Source organism: Pseudomonas sp. 313 (assembly GCF_000316965.1).
Classification (GTDB): domain Bacteria; phylum Pseudomonadota; class Gammaproteobacteria; order Pseudomonadales; family Pseudomonadaceae; genus Chryseomonas; species Chryseomonas benzopyrenica.
Map to the genome: position 1 here is coordinate 256,834 of NZ_ANBZ01000022.1, position 21,693 is coordinate 278,526.

The 21,693-nt window shown below is 63.5% G+C and carries 19 protein-coding genes; 1 reads left to right on the forward strand and 18 read right to left on the reverse strand.

Annotation, left to right across the window (positions count from 1 at the left end):
* Positions 1-83 precede the first annotated feature (83 nt).
* The 18 genes from tilS to rpsB all read right to left on the reverse strand — a co-directional run bounded on the left by tilS (position 84) and on the right by rpsB (position 20,621).
* On the reverse strand, positions 84-1,400 hold the full coding sequence (gene tilS, locus C722_RS0102800) for a tRNA lysidine(34) synthetase TilS (RefSeq protein ID WP_017639041.1): 1,317 nt from the start codon (positions 1,398-1,400) through the stop codon (positions 84-86).
* A gap of 10 nt (positions 1,401-1,410) precedes the next feature.
* A complete protein-coding gene (locus tag C722_RS0102805; RefSeq protein WP_017639042.1) occupies positions 1,411-2,361 on the reverse strand; it encodes an acetyl-CoA carboxylase carboxyltransferase subunit alpha in 951 nt (316 codons plus the stop codon).
* A gap of 140 nt (positions 2,362-2,501) precedes the next feature.
* On the reverse strand, positions 2,502-6,023 hold the full coding sequence (gene dnaE, locus C722_RS0102810) for a DNA polymerase III subunit alpha (RefSeq protein WP_017639043.1): 3,522 nt from the start codon (positions 6,021-6,023) through the stop codon (positions 2,502-2,504).
* A gap of 76 nt (positions 6,024-6,099) precedes the next feature.
* Positions 6,100-6,735, reverse strand: a complete 636-nt coding sequence (rnhB, locus tag C722_RS0102815) for a ribonuclease HII (protein WP_017639044.1) — start codon at positions 6,733-6,735, stop codon at positions 6,100-6,102.
* On the reverse strand, positions 6,735-7,862 hold the full coding sequence (gene lpxB, locus C722_RS0102820) for a lipid-A-disaccharide synthase (RefSeq protein WP_177323648.1): 1,128 nt from the start codon (positions 7,860-7,862) through the stop codon (positions 6,735-6,737). The genes rnhB and lpxB overlap by 1 nt, the downstream gene beginning before the upstream one ends.
* A 16-nt stretch (positions 7,863-7,878) precedes the next feature.
* Positions 7,879-8,655: an acyl-ACP--UDP-N-acetylglucosamine O-acyltransferase gene (gene lpxA / locus C722_RS0102825; protein WP_017639046.1), complete on the reverse strand. Its 777-nt coding sequence runs from the start codon at positions 8,653-8,655 to the stop codon at positions 7,879-7,881.
* Positions 8,652-9,092, reverse strand: coding sequence for a 3-hydroxyacyl-ACP dehydratase FabZ (fabZ, locus tag C722_RS0102830; protein ID WP_007159483.1), 441 nt, complete (start codon positions 9,090-9,092; stop codon positions 8,652-8,654). The genes lpxA and fabZ overlap by 4 nt, the downstream gene beginning before the upstream one ends.
* 45 nt (positions 9,093-9,137) lie before the next feature.
* Positions 9,138-10,211, reverse strand: a complete 1,074-nt coding sequence (gene lpxD / locus C722_RS0102835; RefSeq protein ID WP_017639047.1) for a UDP-3-O-(3-hydroxymyristoyl)glucosamine N-acyltransferase — start codon at positions 10,209-10,211, stop codon at positions 9,138-9,140.
* Entirely contained in the window at positions 10,211-10,714 is a 504-nt protein-coding gene (locus C722_RS0102840) for an OmpH family outer membrane protein (protein ID WP_017639048.1), read from the reverse strand. Before C722_RS0102840 ends, lpxD begins: the two co-directional genes overlap by 1 nt.
* Positions 10,715-10,752: 38 nt before the next feature.
* Complete coding sequence (gene bamA / locus C722_RS0102845; RefSeq protein WP_026083607.1) at positions 10,753-13,140, reverse strand: outer membrane protein assembly factor BamA; 2,388 nt, start codon at positions 13,138-13,140, stop codon at positions 10,753-10,755.
* Positions 13,141-13,213: 73 nt separating this feature from the next.
* Positions 13,214-14,566 carry an RIP metalloprotease RseP gene (rseP, locus tag C722_RS0102850; RefSeq protein WP_017639050.1) on the reverse strand — a complete coding sequence of 451 codons (1,353 nt, stop codon included), beginning with the start codon at positions 14,564-14,566 and terminating at the stop codon, positions 13,214-13,216.
* Between the two features lie 66 nt (positions 14,567-14,632).
* Complete coding sequence (ispC, locus tag C722_RS0102855; RefSeq protein ID WP_037062975.1) at positions 14,633-15,814, reverse strand: 1-deoxy-D-xylulose-5-phosphate reductoisomerase; 1,182 nt, start codon at positions 15,812-15,814, stop codon at positions 14,633-14,635.
* Entirely contained in the window at positions 15,811-16,626 is an 816-nt protein-coding gene (locus tag C722_RS0102860) for a phosphatidate cytidylyltransferase (RefSeq protein WP_017639052.1), read from the reverse strand. The genes ispC and C722_RS0102860 overlap by 4 nt, the downstream gene beginning before the upstream one ends.
* Positions 16,626-17,375: a polyprenyl diphosphate synthase gene (gene uppS, locus C722_RS0102865; RefSeq protein WP_017639053.1), complete on the reverse strand. Its 750-nt coding sequence runs from the start codon at positions 17,373-17,375 to the stop codon at positions 16,626-16,628. Before uppS ends, C722_RS0102860 begins: the two co-directional genes overlap by 1 nt.
* Before the next feature lie 18 nt (positions 17,376-17,393).
* Positions 17,394-17,951 (reverse strand): ribosome recycling factor, encoded by a 558-nt coding sequence (gene frr / locus C722_RS0102870; RefSeq protein ID WP_007159491.1) that lies wholly within the window; start codon positions 17,949-17,951, stop codon positions 17,394-17,396.
* Positions 17,948-18,691, reverse strand: a complete 744-nt coding sequence (pyrH, locus tag C722_RS0102875; RefSeq protein ID WP_017639054.1) for a UMP kinase — start codon at positions 18,689-18,691, stop codon at positions 17,948-17,950. Before pyrH ends, frr begins: the two co-directional genes overlap by 4 nt.
* Positions 18,692-18,882: 191 nt before the next feature.
* Positions 18,883-19,752 (reverse strand): translation elongation factor Ts, encoded by an 870-nt coding sequence (tsf, locus tag C722_RS0102880; protein WP_017639055.1) that lies wholly within the window; start codon positions 19,750-19,752, stop codon positions 18,883-18,885.
* A 131-nt stretch (positions 19,753-19,883) separates the two neighbouring features.
* On the reverse strand, positions 19,884-20,621 hold the full coding sequence (gene rpsB, locus C722_RS0102885) for a 30S ribosomal protein S2 (protein WP_017639056.1): 738 nt from the start codon (positions 20,619-20,621) through the stop codon (positions 19,884-19,886).
* Positions 20,622-20,908: 287 nt separating this feature from the next.
* On the opposite strand from rpsB, the gene map reads away from it, so the two are divergent.
* Positions 20,909-21,691 carry a type I methionyl aminopeptidase gene (map, locus tag C722_RS0102890; protein ID WP_017639057.1) on the forward strand — a complete coding sequence of 261 codons (783 nt, stop codon included), beginning with the start codon at positions 20,909-20,911 and terminating at the stop codon, positions 21,689-21,691.
* Positions 21,692-21,693: the final 2 nt, after the last annotated feature.

Consider the following 21,693-nt stretch of genomic DNA (forward strand, 5'->3'; position numbering starts at 1 on the left):
CCTGGCGCCGGACCAATGCACACCGTCCACTCGGGGCGAGCGGAAAATGCGGTATAAGACGGGAGCGTAGTCTAGCCTAAAGGTCATCCCAGCTCAAACCCGCCCATGCCGTCTGCGGGCTGCCACTCAAGCCGCCCTCCCCCCGGCAGGCCATTCAGGCCGGGCAGGTTGGCCACCGCCAGCAGTTCGTCGCCGCGCCAGAGCAGCGGCAATCGGCCGCGCAGGAACGGCGGCACCCCCTGCTCGTTGAACAGGCGCTTGAGCTCGCGCGAGCCGCGACCCGGTACGACCAACCGCTCGCCTCCCTGGCGATAGCCGATCCGCCAGCCGGATTCGGCGGCCTGTTCGAGGAAGTTCAGGCGGCCATTGCCGGCCAGCTCCAGGCTGGTTTCCTGTCCGGTGATGGCAAGGGATTGCGGCGCGACCTGCCAGGCGTCGGGCACCCACCAGATCCGTCCTGCCCCCCGGCGCACCTGGCCGCCTTCGAGACGCCAGAGGGGATCGCTGGCCGCGCCCGCCTCGCACACTGCCTGCCAACCAGCCCAGTGGGCGCTGTCGGGCTGGCGCGTCAGCGGATCCAGCCAGGCGCGCAAGGCATTGCGTTGGCGCGCCTCGCTCAAGGTTTGCAAAGGCGCCAGGGCCAGACTGGGCAAGGGAATCCAGGCGAACCCGTGATCGACACACCGGGCCCGCTGCAGATCCAGATCGGCCAGCTCGCCGAGCAATTCGTCGGCTTCGGCCAGATGCCGGGCACCGCGCGCCATGACCTGATCGACGCCCGGCCAGCGGTCGCGTAGCCGTGGCAGCACCTCGTGCCGCAGATAGTTGCGATCCAGTCGGGTATCGGCGTTGCTGGGGTCTTCGATCCAGTCCAGCCCTTCGGCTTCGGCATAGGCCAGCAGCGCACTACGCGGCTCGTCCAGCAGGGGCCGCCAGAGGCGACCGGCAGCCAGCGACCGGGTTTCGGGCATGCCGGCCAGCCCCTTCACACCCGCGCCCCGTACCAGCCGCTGCAGCAGGGTTTCCAGCTGATCGTCGCGATGCTGCCCCAGCACCAGGCAGCCATCCTGGGGCAGCACCTGGGCAAAGGCCGCATAGCGCGCCTCGCGCGCAGCCCGTTCGAGACTGGCCGCGCCATCGGCATGGACGTGCAGGGTATCGAGAGGGACAGCCAACTTCTGGCAGACCTGGGCGCAGTGCTCGACCCAGGCATCCGCCGCGGCTTGCAGGCCATGATGCACATGCACCGCCTGCAGATCGCCCGGCAGGCCATGTTCGCGCAGCCGCGCGAAGAGGTACAGGAGAACGGTGGAGTCGAGTCCGCCGGAGAAGCCCACCCGCCAGTGACGGGTGAGCGGCTGCCGCTCCAGGCGGGCGTGCAGCCGATCCAGCAGACTCATGAGAGCGGAATCAGGCGATGCCGTAGCTCATCAGGCGCTCGTAGCGACGCTCCAGCAGCGCCGGCATATCGTAGCCCTTGAGCTCGTCCAGCTGCTCCAGCAACGCAGTGCGCAGGCTGTTGGCCATGGCCTGGGGATCGCGGTGCGCGCCACCCAGGGGTTCATCGATCACCTGATCGACGATGTTCAGGCTCTTCAGCCGCTCGGCGGTGATGCCCATGGCCTCGGCGGCATCGGGGGCCTTCTCGGCGGTCTTCCACAGGATGGAGGCGCAACCTTCCGGCGAGATCACCGAATAGGTGGAGTGCTGCAGCATGTTGAGCTGGTCGCAGACGCCGATGGCCAGGGCGCCACCGGAACCACCCTCGCCGATCACGGTGGCGATGATGGGGGTCTTCAGCCGCGCCATGACGCGCAGGTTCCAGGCGATGGCCTCGCTCTGGCCACGCTCTTCGGCGTCGATGCCCGGGTAGGCACCGGGAGTGTCGATGAAGGTCAGGATCGGCATCTTGAAGCGCTCGGCCATTTCCATCAGGCGACAGGCCTTGCGATAGCCTTCCGGACGCGGCATGCCGAAGTTGCGGCGGACCTTCTCGCGGACTTCACGACCCTTCTGGTGACCGATGATCATCACCGGACGACCTTCCAGGCGGGCGATGCCCCCGACGATGGCCGGATCGTCGGCGAAGTGACGATCGCCGTGCAGCTCTTCGAAATCGCTGAACAGGTAGTTGATGTAGTCGAGGGTATAGGGACGCAGCGGATGCCGGGCCAGACGGGCCACCTGCCAGCTGGACAGGTCGCTGAAGATGCTCTTGGTGAGCGCCTGACTCTTCTCCTGCAACCGGGCGATCTCGTCACTGATGTTCAGCGCATTGTCGTTACCGACCAGTCGAAGTTCTTCGATCTTGGCCTGGAGATCGGCGATGGGCTGTTCGAAATCGAGATAGTTCGGGTTCATGGGCATCCGTTATTACAATCTAGAGCCAGGGGCCGGGGCGCCTACCTTAAGGGATCGGACGAGGCAGGTCGAGACTCCTGCCACGTCACCGGCACCCGCCGCTGGCGAGGGTTGGGACGGAGCGCACGAGGCGCTCGGACTTAACGATAGTTGAGAAAGACGTTCTCCCTGCCGAACTGGTCACGCAGGGTTTGAATCAGGCCATCGGCCGGATCGATCCGGTAGTTCTCGCCGAACTGCAGCAGCGCCCGCGCGGTGGGCCCCTGGTAGTCGATGGTGACCGGACAGGCGCCGCGATGGCGACCGCACAATTCGCCCAGCCAGCGCAGCCGATCGCCGGCCAGCGCCTCGCTACGCACGGCGATCCTGAGGCTCTCCGCCAGGGCGGTACGGGCCTCTTCCAAGCCCAGCACCCGCTTGGCGCGCAGGCGCAGACCACCGGAAAAATCGTCCTGGCTGACCTCGCCCTCGACGATCACCAGGGCATCGGTCTGCAGCAGCGCCTGGGCGGCGTTGAAGGCTTCGGCGAACAGCGAGGCCTCGATGCGCCCGGAGCGATCGTCCAGGGTGACGAAGCCCATCTTGTCGCCACGCTTGTTCTTCATCACCCGCAGGTTGACGATCAGCCCGGCCACGGTCTGGGTCTCCCGCGACGGCTTGAGGTCGACGATGCGCTGGCGCGCCAGCCGCCGCACCTCGCCTTCGTATTCCTCGATGGGATGCCCGGTCAGGTACAGCCCCAGGGTTTCCTTTTCCCCGCGCAGGCGCTCCTTGAGATTGAGCTCCCGGGCGCGACGATGGTTGGCATAGACGTCGGCCTCGGGTTCGGCGAAGACGCCACCGAAGAGATCCACGTGACCACTGTTGTGGCTGCGGGCGGTCTGCTCGGCCGAGGCGATGGCCTCTTCCATGGCCGCCAGCAGCACGGCGCGATTCTGGTCGATGGTCGCCTGATAGGCCTTGAGTTCGTCGTGGTAATGCGGCCCCAGGCGGTCCAGGGCACCGGAGCGGATCAGGGCTTCCAGGGTGCGTTTGTTGATGCGCTTGAGGTCCACCCGCGCGCAGAAATCGAAGAGATCCTTGAAGGGGCCTTCGGCACGGGCCTCGACGATGGCCTCCACCGGTCCCTCGCCCACGCCCTTGATGGCGCCCAGGCCGTAGACGATGCGCCCCCCTTCGTTCACGGTGAACTTGAACTCGGAGATGTTCACGTCCGGCGTATCGATGCGCAGCTTCATGTGGCGGCATTCCTCGATGAGGATCACCACCTTGTCGGTGTTGTGCATGTCCGCCGACAGCACCGCGGCCATGAAGGGCGCCGGATAGTGGGTCTTCAGCCAGGCAGTCTGGTAGGAGACCAGGCCGTAAGCGGCCGAGTGCGACTTGTTGAAGCCGTAACCGGCGAATTTTTCCACCAGGTCGAAGATGTTGCCCGCCAGCTCACCATCGATGCCGTTATTGGCGCAGCCCTCGATGAAGCCGCCGCGCTGCTTTGCCATCTCCTCGGGTTTCTTCTTGCCCATGGCCCGGCGCAGCATGTCCGCCTGGCCCAGGGTGTAGCCGCCCATGACCTGGGCGATCTGCATCACCTGTTCCTGGTAAAGGATGATGCCGTAGGTAGGCGCCAGCACCGGCTGCAGGCCATCGTACTGGTAGTCCGGATGCGGATAGGCCAGCTCGGCGCGGCCGTGCTTGCGGTTGATGAAGTCGTCCACCATGCCCGACTGCAGCGGACCGGGGCGGAACAGCGCCACCAGGGCGATGAGGTCTTCCAGGCAGTCCGGCTTGAGCTTCTTGATCAGCTCCTTCATGCCGCGGGATTCCAGCTGGAAGACGGCGGTGGTCTCGGCCTTCTGCAGCAGGGCATAGGTCGGCTTGTCGTCCAGCGGGATGAAGTCGATGTTGAGCGGCTCGCGCCCCTCCTCCACTTCCGTGCGGTTGATGGTCTCCAGCGCCCACTTGATGATGGTCAGGGTACGCAGACCGAGGAAGTCGAACTTGACCAGACCGGCCTGTTCGACGTCGTCCTTGTCGAACTGGGTCACCAGACCGTTGCCGTCCTCGTCGCAGGCGATGGGCGAGAAGTCGGTCAGCTTGGTCGGCGCGATCACCACGCCCCCGGCGTGCTTGCCGGTGCCGCGGGTGATGCCCTCGAGCTTGAGGGCCATGTCCCAGATTTCCTTGGCGTCCTCGTCGGTCGCCAGGAAGTCGCGCAGCACCTCTTCCTGCTCGAAGGCCTTCTGCAGGGTCATGCCCACTTCGAAGGGGATCATCTTCGACAGGCGATCGGCCAGGCCATAGGACTTGCCCTGCACCCGCGCCACGTCGCGCACCACCGCCTTGGCGGCCATGGTGCCGAAGGTGATGATCTGGCTCACCGCCTCGCGACCATAGAGATCGGCCACGTATTCGATCACCCGGTCGCGCCCGTCCATGCAGAAGTCGACGTCGAAGTCGGGCATGGAGATCCGTTCGGGGTTGAGGAAGCGCTCGAACAGCAGGTCGTAGGCCAGCGGATCGAGGTCGGTGATCTTGAGCACATAGGCCACCAGGGAGCCGGCACCCGAGCCCCGGCCGGGGCCAACCGGCACGCCGTTGTTCTTCGCCCACTTGATGAAGTCCATCACGATGAGGAAGTAACCGGGGAAGCCCATCTGGATGATGATGTCGAGCTCGAAGTTGAGTCGGTCGACATACTCCTGGCGCTTCTCTTCGTAGTTCGGCGTGGTCTCGCGCGGCCAGAGCACGGCCAGGCGCTCTTCCAAGCCCTCGAAGGACACGTGGCGCAGGTAGTCGTTGATGGTCATCCCGTTGGGAATCGGGAAGTTGGGCAGGAAGTACTTGCCCAGCTGGATTTCGATGTTGCAGCGCTTGGCGATCTCGACGGTGTTTTCCAGCGCCTCGGGCAGGTCGCTGAACAGCTCGGCCATCTCGGCCGCCGACTTCAGGTACTGCTGGTCGCTGTACTTGCGTTCGCGCCGGGGATCGTCCAACGGTCGGCCTTCACCGATGCAGACGCGGGTCTCGTGGGCCTCGAAGTCCTCGGCCTTGAGAAAGCGCACGTCGTTGGTCGCCACCAGCGCGCCACCGCAACGATCGGCCAAGGCCACGGCGGCATGCAGATGCTCTTCGTCACCGGCTCTTTCGGTGCGCTGCACCTCCAGATAGAAGCGCTCCTGGAAGACCTGCTGCCATTCCTCGAACAACTGATCGGCCAGGGCCAGATCGCCTTCGAGCAGCGCCAGGCCGATCTCGCCCTCCTTGGAACCGGACAGGGCGATCAGACCTTCATTGGCTTCCTTCACCCAGTCGCGCTGGATGACGATCTGGCCGTCCTGCTGACCTTCCTGGAAACCCCGGGACAGCAGCTCGGTGAGGTTGCGATAGCCCTTGGCGTTCATGACCAGCAGGGTCATGCGGGTCAGGGGCGCGTCGCCTTCGCGACCGGCCAGCCAGATATCGGCGCCGGCAATGGGCTTGATCCCGGCGCCCATGGCGGCCTTGTAGAACTTGACCAGCGAACAGAGGTTGCCCTGGTCGGTCACCGCCACGGCCGGCATCCCGGCGGCTTCGGCAGCCTTGACCAGCCCCTTCACCCGCACGATCCCGTCGACCAGGGAATATTCCGTGTGGAGACGCAGGTGGACGAAGGATGCGGACATGGCAGAGACCCCTTGATGCATGAGGCGCGAGATTGTACTGGATTGTCAACCCGGGGTCAGACCGCCGCGACGGCTGTCAGTAGGTGGCGATGATCTGGGTCGAGGCCTGGGTCTCGAGGGCGTGCCAGGCGTCACGCACCGGCGCGAAGGAACGCCGATGGATCGGCGTGGGCCCCAGGCGCCTGAGCGCGTCCAGGTGTTCGGCGGTGGGATAGCCCTTGTGCCCGGCCAGGCCATAGCCCGGATAGAGGGTATCCAGCACCTGCATCTCGCGATCGCGGGTCACCTTGGCCAGGATGGAGGCCGCGGCGATCGCCGGGACCTGGCTGTCGCCCTTCACCACCGGTGAACTGGGCACCGCCAGCCTGGGACAGCGATTGCCATCGATCAGGGCCAGCCGCGGCTGCACCCTCAGGCCTTCCACCGCACGCTGCATGGCCAGCATGGTGGCGTGCAGGATGTTGAGCTGGTCGATCTCGGCGACCTCGGCGCGGGCCACGCACCAGGCCAGGGCCTTTTCCTTGATCTCGTCGAACAGGGCTTCGCGGCGCACCAGTGACAGCTTCTTCGAATCGTTGAGGCCGAGGATGGGCTTGCCCGGATCGAGGATCACCGCGGCCGTGACCACGGCGCCACACAGCGGACCGCGGCCGACTTCGTCAACTCCGGCGACCAGCGCCTCGACCAGATTGAAATCCAGTCCCAACTGCATCAGCTGCGCTGCCGCAGGAGATCCAGCACGGCCCCGGCTGCCTGGACCGAGGCATCGCGCCTCAGGCTGTGATGGATGGCGGCGAAGCTGTCGGTCTGCTGCTGCGGCCGCTCCAGCAGCGGCAGCAGTTCGGCGACCAGCCGCTCCGGTGTCGCCTCGTGCTGGATCAGCTCGGGCACCAGCTTGCGCCCGGCCAGCAGATTGGGCAGCGAAATGTAGGGACTCTTCACCAGCTGCTTGAGAATCAGATAGGTCAGGGGCGCCACCCGATAGGCGACCACCATGGGTCTCTTGAACAGCAGCGTCTCCAGGGTGGCAGTGCCCGAGGCGATCAGCACGCCATCACAGGCGGCCAGCACCTCATGGGAACGGCCATCGGTCAGCAGCAGCGGCAAGGGCGGCCGCCCTTCCAGCAGCTGCTCCACCTGCGCCCGTCGTGCGGCGTTGGCACAGGGCAAGACGAAACGCACACCAGGACGCACGGCCAGCAACTGGGCAGCGGCGTCGAGGAACAGCGCACCGAGGCGCCCTACTTCGCCACCGCGACTGCCCGGCAACAGGGCGATGACCGTACCCTCTTCCGGCAGGCCCAAGGCCTGTCTGGCCGCCAGGCGGTCGCTGTCCAGAGGAATGGTATCGGCCAGCGGATGCCCGACGAAGCGCACGGGCACCTGCTGCTCTTCGTAGAAACGGGCTTCGAAGGGAAACAGGGTCAGCATCAGGTCGCAGCCGTCGCGGATCTTGAGCACCCGCTTCTGGCGCCAGGCCCAGACTGAGGGACTGACGTAGTGCACCGCCGGAATGCCCGCGCGATGCAGCTGGGCTTCGATTTCGAGGACGAAATCCGGAGCATCGATACCGATGAAGACGTCGGGACGGGCGTCGAGCAACTGAGCGATCAGCGCCTTGCGCCGACCCAGGAGTTCACGCAGGCGGCCGAGTACCTCGACCAGCCCCATGACCGCCAGGCGTTCCATGGGAAATTCGGACACCAGCCCTTCGGCTTCCATCCGCGGACCGCCCACGCCCATGAAGGAGATATTCGGGTGCTGTTCACGCAGCGCCTGCATCAGGCCGGCGCCGAGCAGATCACCCGACGCCTCCCCTGCCACCAGCGCCACGCGCAGCGGGCGTTGGGCGAACTCAGCGGGTGATGCCACGCGTCGCACTCAGGATGGAATCACGGAACACCGCCACCTCGGGAAACTGCTGGGCCACTGGCTCCAGCTCACGCAGGGCGTCATCGACGGTCAGCCCCTGGCGGTAGACCACCTTGTAGGCGCGGCGCAATTCCTTGATGGCTTCGGCCGAGAAGCCCCGGCGGCGCATGCCTTCGAAGTTCATGCTGCGGGCTTCGGCCGGATTGCCGAACACCGTGATATAGGCCGGCACATCCTTGCCGATGGCCGTGCCCATGCCGGAAAAGCTGTGGGCACCGATGCGGCAGAACTGATGCACCAGGGTATAGCCGGACAGGATCGCCCAGTCGTCGACATGCACGTGCCCGGCGAGGGCCGTGTTGTTGACCAGGATGCAGTGATTGCCGATCACGCTGTCATGGCCGATGTGCACATAGGCCATCAGCAGATTGTGATCGCCAATAGTCGTCTCTTCCCGATCCTGCACGGTACCGCGATGGATGGTGACCCCTTCGCGAATGGTGTTGTGGTCGCCGATCCGCAGCCGGGTCGGTTCGCCCTGGTACTTGAGATCGGGCGTATCCTCGCCGATGGACGAGAACTGGAAGATACGATTGTGACGTCCGATCACCGTCGGACCCTTGAGGATGACGTGAGGCCCGATGACGGTCCCTTCGCCAATCTCGACATCCGGTCCGATGATCGACCAGGGGCCAACCTGGACATCGGCGGCGAGCCGTGCCTTGGGGTCGACGATAGCCCTGGGGTCAATCAACGTCATAGCTTGCGTTCCGCACAGATGATTTCAGCCGAACAGACCGGCTTGTCGTCCACACTAGCGTGGCATTCGAATTTCCAGATGCCGCGCTTGGTACTGATGAAGCGGGCGTCGAGCATCAGCTGATCGCCCGGCGTCACCGGCTGGCGAAAACGCAGCTTATCCGATCCGACGAAGTAGTACAGGGTGCCATCGGCCGGCGAGGAATTCATCATCTTGAAACCGAGGACGCCAGCGGCCTGCGCCATGGCTTCGACGATCAGCACGCCCGGCATGATCGGGTGCTGGGGGAAGTGGCCGGTAAAGAACGGTTCATTGATGCTGACGTTCTTGTAGGCACGAATGCGCTTGGCTTCGATATCCAGCTCCAGCACGCGATCCACTAACAGAAAGGGATAGCGATGCGGGAGATATTCACGGATCTCGTTGATGTCCATCATGGTCGGGGAAGGCCTGTTCAGAAAGGGGAAACATCCGATGCAGAATCAAGCATCAGAAGCAGCGTCATCCCGCGAGGTCACGGTAGCAACGATTTTTTCCAGATGTTGCAGACGGCGGGCCATGTCGTCGAGGTGACGAATCCGCGCGGCGCTCTTCTTCCATTCACCGGCAGGCTGCATCGCCGTACCGGAGGAATAGGCGCCGGGCTCGGTAATCGAGCGGGTCACCATGGTCATACCGGTGACGAACACGTGGTCGCACACCTCGATATGACCGACCATGCCCACGCCGCCGGCGATGGTGCAGTGTTTGCCGATCTTGGTACTGCCAGAGATGCCCACGCAGGCGGCCATGGCGGTGTGCTCACCGACCTGGACGTTGTGCGCGATCATGATCTGGTTGTCGAGCTTGACGCCATTGCTGATGACCGTGTTCGCCAGGGCGCCGCGGTCGATGGTGGTGTTGGCACCAATCTCGACGTCATCGCCGATCAGCACCCCACCCAGCTGGGCGATCTTCTGCCACTGGCCACCCTCGTTGGCGAAGCCGAAGCCCTCGGCACCGATCACGGCACCCGATTGCACCACGGCGCGCTCGCCAATGGTCACGTCGTGATAGAGCGTGACCCGGGGCGCCAGCCAACTGTCGGCGCCAATGACGCTCCGCGCGCCCACCACGCAGTGGGCGCCCAGACTGACGCCCGCGCCGATGCGCGCCTGCGCCTCGATCACCACATAGGGACCGATGGCCGCCGTCGGATCGACCTCGGCATCCGCCGCGACCAGCGCCGTGGGATGGATGCCCGCCGCGCTGCGCGGCTTGCGATCGAACAGATGGGAAAGCCGCGCGTAGGCCAAATAGGGATTCGCCAGGATCAGGGCGTCACCGGCATAGCCATCGGCGTCCTTTTCCGTCAGCAGCACGGCCCCGGCCTGGGTATCGGCCAGGTAGCGGCGGTACTGCGGATTGGCGAGAAAACTCAACTGCTCAGGACCGGCCTCGGGCAGAGTAGCCAGACCGGTTACCAGGCGCTCGGACGAACCGCGTAACTCCACGGTCAACTGGCGGCTTTCCAGCCACTGCGCCAGTTCGCCCAGCGTAAAGGTGGTATGGCTCATCAACGACCCGCGTTCATGCGCTCGATCACCTGACGGGTGATGTCGTATTGCGGCTTCACGTCCACCACGGCACCGCGCTCGAGCACCAGATCGTAATCGCCCTTCTTCAGCACCTCTTCCACGGCCTTGTCCAGACGCGGCTTGAGCAGCTTGAGCATGTCACGATCCGACGCCGCCTTGGCATCGTTGAGTTCCTTGGACTGGAACTGGAAGTCCCGAGCCTTCTGGCGGAAGTCGTTCTCCAGACGGGTACGCTCGGCCTGGGCCAGCTTGTCACCGCCCTTGTTGAGCTTGTCTTGGATGTCCTTGGCGGAGCTTTCCAGACCCTTGAGCTTGTTCAGCTGGGGACCGAACTTCTTCTCGGAATCCACCGCGTACTTCTTGGCGGCATCGGATTCCAGCAGGGCCATCTGGTAGTTTAGGACAGCGATCTTGGTATCGGCGAACACCGGAGCGGCGACGAGAACGGCAGCGAACAGAGCGTAACGGGTGTACTTGTGCACAGTTGACTCCTGCGTAAAGCGCAAAGGTGTAGCCTGGGTCAGAACGTCTGACCCAGCGAGAACTGGAAGACCTGCGGATCGGAGTTGGTCGGCTTCTTGACCGGAACGCCCAGGCTGAAGCTCAGCGGACCCAGGGCGGTAACCCAGGTCACACCGACACCAACGGAGCTGGCCATGTTGGAGAAGCTGATGTCTCCGCAATTCTTCGTTCCATCTTGGCCATCGGGCGTCTTGTAGCAATTTCCAGTCGAGAACACATTACCCACGTCCCAGAACAACACGGTACGCAAAGATTTCTGATCCTTCACAAAGGGCAGTGGGAACAGGTATTCCACACCACCGGTGATCAGGACGTTGCCACCGAAGGCCTCGTCGTTCTCCCGATCACGGTAGCCTTGTCCTTTACCTACGTAAGTCGGCGGATTCTTAGGCGGCGTGGTCCGCGGCCCCAGGCTGCTGTCCTCGAAACCCCGTACCGAGTTGAAGCCACCGGCGTAGTAGTTCTCGTAGAACGGCAGGCCATCGGTGCCACCATAGCTGTCGCCGTAACCCAGCTCGGTATGGAAGCGCAGCGCGGTAGTGTCGGTCAGCGGCGTGAACAACTGGCCGCGGTAGTCGAGCTTGTAGAAGCTCAGGTCGCTGCCCGGAATGGTGATCTGGCCGGTCATGCTCTGGGAGGCACCCCGGGTCGGCAGCACACCGCGGTTCAGCGTCGAGCTGGACCAGCCGATGCTAGCCTTGAAGTTGGTGAAGTTGTCCCCTTCGCGATCTACGAAATCGTAGATCTCGTCGGCGCTGTAGGTACCGGGGTTGATCTCGTCCTTCTGCACGCTCAGACCATAGGTCAGGCGCGAGGTCTCGCTGATCGGATAGCCCAGGGTGACACCGGTACCCAGGCTGTTGATCGAGTAGTAGGAGACGTCACTGTCGTACAGCTTGCTGTAGTCGGTGCTGCGATAGAAGATGTTGTAGCCCAGACTCACGCCATCCGGCGTGAAGTAGGGATCGGTGAAGCTGAAGTTGTAGCGACTCTGGTACTGGGAACGGGTCAGACCGATGCTGACCTGGTTGCCGGTACCGAGGAAGTTGTTCTGGCTGATGGAACCGCCGAGGATCAGACCGGCGCTCTGGGCGAAGCCGATGCTGGCGGTAATAGAGCCCGACGGCTGCTCTTCGACGTTGTAGTTGACGTCGACCATGTCGTCGGTGCCAGGCACCTGGGGCGTCTCGACCTTGACTTCCTTGAAGTAGCCCAGGCGTTCGAGACGGGTCTTGGACTGGTCGATGAGGTAGGTGGACGCCCATCCGCCTTCCATCTGGCGCATCTCGCGACGCAGCACCTCGTCCTCGGTCTTGGTGTTGCCGCGGAAGTTGATGCGATTGACGTAGGCACGCTTGCCCGGATCGACCACATAGGTCAGGGACACGCTGTGGTCGTCGTCATGGGGCTCGGGCAGACCGTTGACGTTGGCGAAGGTATAGCCTTCGTTGCCCAGGCGGCGGGTGATCAGATCCGAGGTGCTGGTCATGACCTTGCGCGAGAAGACCTGGCCCGGCTGGACCAGCATCAGTTTGCGCAGCTCTTCCTCCGGCACCTTGAGGTCGCCGGACAGCTTGACTTCACGAACGGTGTACTTCTGCCCTTCGTTGACGTTGACCGTGATGTAGACGTGCTTCTTGTCGGGCGTGATGGACACCTGGGTCGAGGTGATGTCCATGTTGATGTAGCCGCGGTCCAGGTAATAGGAGCGCAGGCGCTCCAGGTCACCCGCCAACTTTTCCCGGGAGTATTTGTCATCGTTACGGAAGAACGACAACCAGTTGCTCGGCTTGAGTTCGAACAGCGAGGTGAGGTCATCCTCGGCGAAGACCGTGTTGCCCACCACATTGACGTGGGAGATGGTCGCGACCTCGCCCTCGTTGACGGTGATCTTGAGCTGCACCCGGTTACGGGGCTGCGGCACCACTTCGGCGTCGATGCTGGCGGAATAACGGCCCTGGGCGACGTACTGGCGCAGCAGTTCGTTGCGCACGCCTTCCAGCGTCGCACGCTGGAAGATCTCGCCCTCGGCGAGACCGGCCTGCTTGAGGCCCTTCATCAGGTCGTCGCTGGAGATCGCCTTGTTGCCTTCCAGGGTGATGCTGGAAATGGAGGGACGCTCGACCAGATTCACGACCAGGACGTTGCCGTCACGGCCCAGCTGGATGTCCTGGAAGAATCCGGTACGGAAGAGCGAGCGGGAGGCTTCGGCCAACTTGTTGTCGTCGACGGACTCGCCGACATTGAGCGGCAGGGCACCGAAGACGCTGCCGGACGATACTCGTTGCAGTCCGTTGACGCGGATATCGGAGATGGTGAAGGACTCGGCGTGTACCTCGCCGATCATCAGCGCGGCTATTACCGCAGGTAGCAGCAGGCGTTTCATGAGTCCCTTTTATTCCAACTGGCAAATAAAGAATCTGCCGCACTGGGCGGCAGATTCGGCAATCAGCAGAGTGTCAGAGGCGACCGAGGTCATTGACCAAGGCCAGCAGCATCACACCCACGACGAGGCTAATACCGATCTGCATGCCCCATGTCTGTACACGCTCGGACAAGGGCCGCCCGCGAATCCACTCGACGAAGTAGAACACCAGGTGACCACCGTCGAGCACAGGGATAGGCAACAGATTCAGAACCCCCAGGCTAATGCTCAGGTACGCCAGAAAATTGAGGAAGTCCCCTAGGCCTGACTGAGCGGAAGCGCCCGCCACTTTAGCAATGGTTATCGGCCCGCTCAAGTTTTTTACCGACAGCTCTCCCAAGAGCATCTTCTTCAGGGAAACCAGCGTCAGCACGCTCATCTGCCAGGTCCGACCGATACCCTCCCCTACGGCGGCGACGGGTCCATAGCTGATTTCGCGAACCATTTCCGCCGGCCACTTGACCGGTGCCACACCGGCGCCGAGGTAGCCGGCGTCGGTGGAATCGACCCGCCGCGCGCCCAACCGCAGGGACAGATCCCGCCGCTGACCCTCGCGTTCATAGGTGACCTTGACCTGCTGATCGGCGTGCGCCCGCACCCACTCCACCGCCTGCTGCCAATCGCTGATCGCCGTATCGTTCAGGGCGATCAGGCGATCCCCCGTCTGCAGGCCGGCCGCTTTCGCCGGACCGGCCGGATCCAGCTCGGCGAAGACTGCCGGAATCTGTGGCCGCCAGGGTTTCAGGCCCAGGGCCTGGATCGGATCGGGATCTTCCGCACCGCGCAGCCAGGCGTCGAGCTGGATGACCGTGCGCTGCTCGGCGGTGGTGCCCGGCACCCGGTAACTCAGGCGCAGCGGACCACTTTCACCCAGACGATCGACCAGGCGCAGATTGACTGCCGACCAGCTGTCCACAGCGGCGTCATCCACCGCGGTCAGCTCAGCGCCGACGGGGATGCCTGCGGTGGCAGCCAGCGTATCGGGCGTGATGCCGCCCACGACCGGCCGCGGCTGCTGGGAACCCAGCATGGCCAACACCCAGAAGAACAGGATGGCGAGCAGGAAGTTGGCGATCGGACCGGCGGCGACGATGGCGATGCGCTGGCGTACCGTCTTGCGGTTGAAGGCGGCATGCTGATCTTCAGGGGCCACCGGCGCTTCGCGCTCGTCCAGCATCTTCACGTAGCCGCCCAGTGGGATCGCGGCCACCACGAATTCGGTGCCGTGGTGATCGTGCCAGCGCAGCAGCGGCTTGCCAAAACCGACGGAAAAGCGCAGGACCTTGACGCCGCACCGGCGCGCCGTCCAGAAATGGCCATACTCGTGAATGGTCACCAGGACGCCCAGGGCGATCAGGGTTCCCAGTATCGTATAAAGGATGGACATTGGCTGCCTCCGCTACCTCAGTGTGCCGATTCTGCGGACTCGCAGGTCAGGTGTCGAGGCGCGGGATCAGCGTCTCGCCAACCACTCCCGAGCCAGCTGCCGAGCGGTATTGTCGGCTGCGAAAACCGCGTCCAGATCGGCGGCCGGACCGGGCTCGACACCCTTGAGCACCGACTCGATCAGTTGCGGGATCTCGGTAAAACCCAATTGACCCGCGAGAAAGGCCTCGACGGCGACTTCGTTGGCGGCATTGAGCGTCGCCGGCATGCAACCACCCGCCTGAGCGGCTTCCCGGGCCAGACGCAAGCAAGGAAAGCGCGCTTCGTCAGGGCGCTCGAACTCGAGCCGGCCGATTTCGAACAGATCCAGCGCCGTGACTCCGGAGTCGATTCGCTCGGGCCAGGCCAGGGCATGGGCGATGGGGGTACGCATATCGGGATTGCCCAACTGGGCCAGCACCGAACCGTCCACATAGTCGACCAGCGAATGAATCACGCTCTGGGGATGGATGACCACCTCGACCTGCTCAGGTGTCGCCTCGAACAGCCAGCACGCCTCGATCAACTCCAAGCCCTTGTTCATCAGGGTCGCGGAGTCCACCGAAATCTTCCGGCCCATGGACCACTTGGGATGGGCACAGGCCTGGTCCGGCGTCACCTCGACCAGCTGCTCGGCCGGTGTCTCGCGGAACGGACCACCCGAGGCGGTGAGCAGGATGCGTCGTACGCCCTTGCGCGCCAGGCCGGGTGTCGCCGGATCGGCCAGGCACTGGAAGATGGCGTTGTGCTCGCTGTCGATGGGCAGCAGGGTCGCGCCACTGGCCTGCACCGCCTCGATGAAAAGCGCGCCGCTCATGACCAGGGCTTCCTTGTTGGCCAGCAGCACGCGCTTGCCGGCCTTGACTGCCGCCAGCGTCGGCTTCAGCCCAGCCGCGCCAACGATGGCCGCCATGACGGTATCGACCTGAGGATGAGCGGCGATAGCCTCCAGGCCACCCTCGCCCACCAGGATCTCGGGGAGCATTTCAGCCCCTCGCAGCAGGCCGGCCAAGCAGTCGGCGGACGCCTGATCCGGCACGGCCGCATAGACCGGCTGGAAACGTCGGCAGAGATCAGCCAGCTCATTCAGGCGACGATGCCCGCTCAAGGCAAAGATCCGATAACGCTCAGGGTGCCGCGCTACTACATCCAGGGTGCTGGCACCGATGGAGCCGGTCGCACCCAGCACGCAAAGCCGTTGGAGACTCACTGGACACCCCAGCCGGCCCACCAGAGCAGCAGCGCGAACAGCGGTACGGCGGCCGTGAGGCTGTCGATGCGATCCAGTACGCCACCGTGCCCTGGCAGCAACTGACTGCTGTCCTTGAGCCCGGCCTGACGCTTGAACATGCTTTCGGTGAGATCACCCACCACGGAAATCAGCACCACGCAGGCCGCGCCGATGAGCGCCTGCATGAGGTCACCCACCCCCCAGCCACGGACCAGGCCGAGCACCAGGGTCGCCACCAAAGCGGCGGCCAGGCCGCCATAGAGGCCTTCCCAGCTCTTGCCCGGACTCACCGCCGGCGCCAGCTTGCGCTTGCCAAAGGCCCGCCCGGAGAAATAGGCGAAGATGTCGGCCAGCCACACCAGCATCATCACTTCGAGAATCAGTAGATTGCCACCCGGTGCCGCCTTGAGCAGCATCAGCCCCTGCCAGGCCGGAACCAGCACCACCAGCCCGATCAGCAGGCGTCGCCAGGAGGCTTGCCAGGCCCGAGCGCTATCGGGATAGGTGAGCACCAGCACGGTCGCATAGAGCCACCAGGCCAGGCTGATGAACAGCAGTCCGTGAGCCCCCGCCGGCAACCACCAGCAGAGCAGCAGCGCCAGCGCCACGACGGCGGCATAGGCACAACGCAGCGGCTGGGTTTCCAGACCCGCCAAACGTGCCCACTCCCAGGCACCCAGGACCACGACCGCACCGATGAACAAGGCGAAGGCCGCCCCTTCCAGCCAGAAAAATCCGGCCAGGGCGATGGGCAGGAGCACCATCGCCGTGATAACTCGCTGCTTCAGCATTAGGCGCGTAGCTCCGCTTCCACCTGTTCGCAGGTCCGGCCGAACCGCCGTTGGCGGGTGGCGAAGTCGGCCAGCGCGGCGTGCATGGCCTCGTGCTTGAAGTCCGGCCAGAACAGGTCGGAAAAATACAGCTCGGCATAGGCGATCTGCCAGAGCAGGAAGTTGCTGACCCGCCGCTCGCCACCCGTGCGGATGCACAGGTCGGGCAACGGCAGGTCAGCGGTCGCCAGGCAGCCCTGCAGCAGCTCAGGCGTGATGTCACCCGGCTGCAGCGACCCCTGCTGGACCTGCGTCGCCAACTGCTGGGCGGCCTGGGTGATATCCCATTGTCCCCCGTAGTTGGCGGCGATCTGCAGCACGAACCGGGTGTGATGGGCAGTGAGTGCCTCGACTTCCGCCATGGCCGCCTGCAGTTCCGGGTGGAACAGCGAGCGATCGCCGATGATGCGCAGCCGGATGCCATTCTGATGCAGCTTCTTGGCCTCTCGCCGCAAAGCGGACAGGAAGAGCTCCATCAGGGCGCCGACCTCGTCGGCCGGACGCCGCCAGTTCTCGCTGGAAAAGGCGAACAGCGTCAGCACCTCGACGCCCGCATCGCCGCACACCTCGATGACCGCGCGCACGGCGTCCACTCCGGCCTTGTGACCGGCGACGCCCGGCAGCAACCGACGGCGCGCCCAGCGATTGTTCCCATCCATGATGATCGCCACGTGACGTGGCACCACCTTGCCTGGCTTGCTCATGCCCATGTTACGTCCCAACCGTTGTCAAACAGCCATCAAGTCGGCTTCCTTGGCCTCCAGAGCCTTGTCCACCTCGGCGACGAATTTATCAGTCAGCTTCTGGACTTCATCCTGAGCGCGACGATCCTCGTCTTCACTGATTTCCTTTTCCTTGAGCAGATCCTTGAGCTGAGCCAGGGCATCGCGGCGGATGTTGCGCACGGAGACCCGCGCCTGCTCGGCCTCGGCACGCGCCTGCTTGGTGAAGCCCTTGCGGGTCTCTTCGGTCAGGGCCGGCATCGGCACGCGAATGGTGGTGCCGGCGGTGGCCGGATTGAGGCCCAGGTCGGAGGTCATGATGGCCTTCTCGACCGCCTGGATCATGCTCTTGTCGAACACGCTCAGGGCCAGGGTCCGCGAATCCTCGACGGTGACGTTGGCCACCTGGCGCAGCGGAGTGTCGCTGCCGTAGTAGGACACCATGACGCTATCCAGGATGCTTGGATGAGCGCGTCCGGTACGGATCTTGGCAAAGGCGTGGCCCAGGGCTTCCAGGGTCTTGGTCATGCGCGTCTGCGCATCCTTCTTGATCTCGTTGATCATGCTGCTCCCTCCTCGATCAGGGTGCCCTCACCACCGCCCACCACGATGTTGAGCAGGGCGCCGGGCTTGTTCATGTTGAAAACCCGCAGGGGCATGTTGTGGTCACGGCAGAGACAGATGGCCGTGAGGTCCATGACACCCAGCTTGCGGTCGAGCACTTCGTCGTAGGTCAGGCGCTCGAATTTTTCGGCATTGGGATCCTTGAAAGGATCTGCCGTGTATACACCATCCACCTTGGTGGCCTTGAGCACCAGATCGGCTTCGACCTCGATGGCGCGCAGGCAGGCGGCGGAATCGGTGGTAAAGAACGGATTGCCGGTCCCGGCGGAGAAGATGACGACTTCGCCATCCTTCAACTGACGCAGGGCCTTGCGGCGATCGTACTGGTCGGTCACGCCGACCATGGAGATGGCGGACATCACCGTGGCGGGAATATTGGAGCGTTCCAGGGCGTCACGCATGGCCAGGGCGTTCATCACGGTAGCCAGCATGCCCATGTGGTCGCCGGTCACCCGGTCCATGCCCACGGCGGACAGCGCCGCACCGCGGAACAGGTTGCCACCACCGATCACCAGACCGACCTGGACACCGATGCCCACCAGTTGGCCAATCTCCAGCGACATGCGATCCAGCACCTTCGGATCGATCCCGAAGTCTTCACTTCCCATCAGGGCTTCGCCACTGAGCTTCAGCAGAATACGCTTGTAACGGGGTTGGCGACCACTCATCTGCTGTGCCATTCACTCTCTCCTGTGGCGATGAACATGTGCGGGGATTTTGATCCAGCGATAGGAAAGCGCAACTGCAGTTGCGTTCACTCCCATCGGCAAAAAACTCCTTGGAAGACGAGAAATCAGACCTGCCTTCCAATTTGACAAAGAGGCCGCGCGCTCGAAGCGGGCGGCCTCCTGGTCAACGGCGGATGCCGGTCTTACTGCTTGCTGGCAGCCAGCTGGGCAGCGACTTCGGCAGCGAAGTCGACTTCAGCCTTCTCGATGCCTTCGCCTACTTCGTAACGCACGAAGGAAACGATTTCGGCGCCGGCTTTCTTGGCCAGTTCACCGACCTTGACTTCCGGATCCTTGATGAAGGGCTGCTCAACCAGGCTGGCTTCGGCCAGGAACTTGTTGATACGACCCTTGACCATGTTCTCCACGATGTTTTCCGGCTTGCCGGCGATCTTGTCGGCATTCAGCGCCAGGAAGATTTCCTTTTCCTTGGCAACAGCTTCTTCGGAAACCTGGGACGGATTCAGGAACTGGGGATTACTCGCCGCGACGTGCATGGCGATTTCCTTGGCCAGCTCGGCGCTGCCACCCTGCAGGGTAACGACCACACCGATGCGGTGACCGTGGAGGTAGGCGCCAACGACATCGCCTTCGACGCGGGTCAGACGACGGATGTTGACGTTCTCGCCGCACTTGGCGACCAGGGCCTCACGGGCACTTTCCTGAGCAGCGATCAGCGGAGCGGCATCGCTCATCTTCTCGGCAAAGGCCTTGTCCAGGCTGGCGGCGACGAAGCCCTTGAAGTCGTCCTGCAGAGCCAAGAAATCGGTCTGGGAGTTGACTTCGATGATGACGGCAGCCTTGTGGTCGTCAGCGACCTTGACCGCGATGGAGCCTTCGGCAGCCACGTTACCGGCTTTCTTGGCGGCCTTGATGGCGCCAGCGGCACGCATGTCGTCGATGGCCTTCTCGATGTCGCCACCGGCAGCGGCCAGGGCCTTCTTGCAATCCATCATGCCTTGGCCGGTGCGCTCGCGCAGTTCTTTGACCAGGGCTGCAGTGATTTCTGCCATGTTTGAAATCCTCTTGAATCGGTTTCGAGGTCACTCCGCACGAAGACGGAGCCAATGAAACGCCAGTAGGCAAAAAGGGGGCTAGGCCCCCTTCTCGCACGTCGAACCGCTCGACCCTAGGGTCGACCTGCTCAGCCCTCGACGGCTTCGGCAGCGGTTTCTTCGACGAATTGCTCGTTGGCACCGCCGTTGCTGCCGCCACGGATCACGGCATCGGCAACGCTGCTCAGATACAGAGTAACGGCGCGGAAGGCGTCATCGTTGCCGGGGATGATGTAGTCAACACCTTCCGGGCTGCTGTTGGTATCGACGACGCCGATGACCGGGATGCCCAGCTTGTTGGCCTCGGTGATGGCGATGCGCTCGTGGTCAACGTCGATCACGAACAGGGCATCCGGCAGACCGCCCATGTCCTTGATACCACCCAGGCTGCGCTCGAGCTTCTCGAGGTCGCGGGTACGCATCAGGGCTTCTTTCTTGGTCAGCTTGTCGAAAGTACCGTCCTGGGACTGAACTTCCAGATCGCGCAGACGCTTGATCGAGGCACGGATGGTCTTGTAGTTGGTCAGCATGCCGCCCAACCAGCGATGATCAACGAAGGGCTGACCGCAACGCGCGGCTTCTTCGCGAACGATCTTGCCGGCAGCGCGCTTGGTCCCGACGAACAGGATCTTGTTCTTGCCGGACGCCAGGCGCTCAACGAAGGTCAGGGCCTCGTTGAACATCGGCAGGGTCTTTTCGAGGTTGATGATGTGGATCTTGTTACGCGCGCCGAAGATGTACTTGCCCATCTTCGGGTTCCAGTAACGGGTTTGGTGGCCGAAATGCACGCCGGCTTTCAGCATGTCACGCATGGAGACTTGAGACATTTAGATGTTCCTCGTAGTCGGGTTGGGCCTCCACGCATCCCAATGACCAACTTCCCATCGGGAAGCACCCAGGTCATCGTGTCGATGCGTGTGTGGGGTTAGGAGCGCTAAAGGGAATAGCCCCGAAAAAGCGCGCGACTTTATATCACGCCTTGCCGGATACCACCAGCGGCGATTGCCGCCTAGCGGAGATCCAGGGGTACCGCCGGTAGCCACAGCGCGGGCGACGGCTCTGATAGAATAGCGGATCGAAAGCTAACGCCCGGCGTGATACCTAGAGATTTCCGATGACCGTCATCCTCAAGACCCCTGAAGACATCGCCAAGATGCGCATCGCCGGCCAACTGGCCGCCGAGGTGCTCGAAATGCTGGACGAGCACGTGCGTCCCGGCATCACCACCGAAGAACTGGATCGACTGGCCCATGACTACATCGTCAACGTGCAGCAGGCCATCCCCGCCCCGCTGAACTACAAGGGCTATCCCAAATCCATCTGCACCTCGCTCAACCACGTGGTCTGCCACGGCATTCCCAATGACAAGCCGCTCAAGAGCGGCGACATCATGAACGTGGACATCACCGTGATCAAAGACGGCTACCACGGCGACACCAGCAAGATGTATCTGGTGGGCGACGTACCCGAGTGGGCGGACCGCCTCTGTCAGATCACCCAGGAATGCCTCTACAAGGGTATCGAGCTGGTCCGCCCGGGCGCGCGCCTGGGCGATATCGGCGAAGTCATCCAGAAGCATGCGGAGAAGAACGGCTTCTCGGTGGTGCGCGAATACTGCGGCCACGGCATCGGCAAGGGCTTCCACGAGGAGCCGCAGGTAGTGCATTACGGCCGTGCCGGTACCGGCCTCGAGCTGCAGGCCGGGATGATCTTCACCATCGAGCCGATGATCAACCAGGGCCGCTACGAGACCCGCCTGCTGGGCGACGGCTGGACCGCCATCACCAAGGACCGCAAGCTGTCCGCGCAGTGGGAACACACGGTGCTGGTCACCGAACAGGGTTACGAGATCCTGACCCTGAGAAAGGACGAAACCTTTCCCCGCGTTTCTGCGTGAGT

Excerpts from the sequence above, each read along its gene's own strand:
- map (WP_017639057.1), top strand. The coding sequence starts at position 20,909 with ATGACCGTCATCCTCAAGACCCCTGAAGACATCGCCAAGATGCGCATC.
- pyrH (WP_017639054.1), bottom strand. The coding sequence starts at position 18,691 with ATGGCACAGCAGATGAGTGGTCGCCAACCCCGTTACAAGCGTATTCTG.
- fabZ (WP_007159483.1), bottom strand. The coding sequence starts at position 9,092 with ATGATGGACATCAACGAGATCCGTGAATATCTCCCGCATCGCTATCCC.
- dnaE (WP_017639043.1), bottom strand. The coding sequence starts at position 6,023 with ATGTCCGCATCCTTCGTCCACCTGCGTCTCCACACGGAATATTCCCTG.
- lpxD (WP_017639047.1), bottom strand. The coding sequence starts at position 10,211 with ATGAGCCATACCACCTTTACGCTGGGCGAACTGGCGCAGTGGCTGGAA.
- bamA (WP_026083607.1), bottom strand. The coding sequence starts at position 13,140 with ATGAAACGCCTGCTGCTACCTGCGGTAATAGCCGCGCTGATGATCGGC.
- tsf (WP_017639055.1), bottom strand. The coding sequence starts at position 19,752 with ATGGCAGAAATCACTGCAGCCCTGGTCAAAGAACTGCGCGAGCGCACC.
- lpxA (WP_017639046.1), bottom strand. The coding sequence starts at position 8,655 with ATGACGTTGATTGACCCCAGGGCTATCGTCGACCCCAAGGCACGGCTC.
- frr (WP_007159491.1), bottom strand. The coding sequence starts at position 17,951 with ATGATCAACGAGATCAAGAAGGATGCGCAGACGCGCATGACCAAGACC.
- tilS (WP_017639041.1), bottom strand. The coding sequence starts at position 1,400 with ATGAGTCTGCTGGATCGGCTGCACGCCCGCCTGGAGCGGCAGCCGCTC.
- C722_RS0102805 (WP_017639042.1), bottom strand. The coding sequence starts at position 2,361 with ATGAACCCGAACTATCTCGATTTCGAACAGCCCATCGCCGATCTCCAG.
- rseP (WP_017639050.1), bottom strand. The coding sequence starts at position 14,566 with ATGTCCATCCTTTATACGATACTGGGAACCCTGATCGCCCTGGGCGTC.
- rnhB (WP_017639044.1), bottom strand. The coding sequence starts at position 6,735 with ATGCAGTTGGGACTGGATTTCAATCTGGTCGAGGCGCTGGTCGCCGGA.
- uppS (WP_017639053.1), bottom strand. The coding sequence starts at position 17,375 with ATGGGCATGAGCAAGCCAGGCAAGGTGGTGCCACGTCACGTGGCGATC.
- C722_RS0102860 (WP_017639052.1), bottom strand. The coding sequence starts at position 16,626 with ATGCTGAAGCAGCGAGTTATCACGGCGATGGTGCTCCTGCCCATCGCC.
- rpsB (WP_017639056.1), bottom strand. The coding sequence starts at position 20,621 with ATGTCTCAAGTCTCCATGCGTGACATGCTGAAAGCCGGCGTGCATTTC.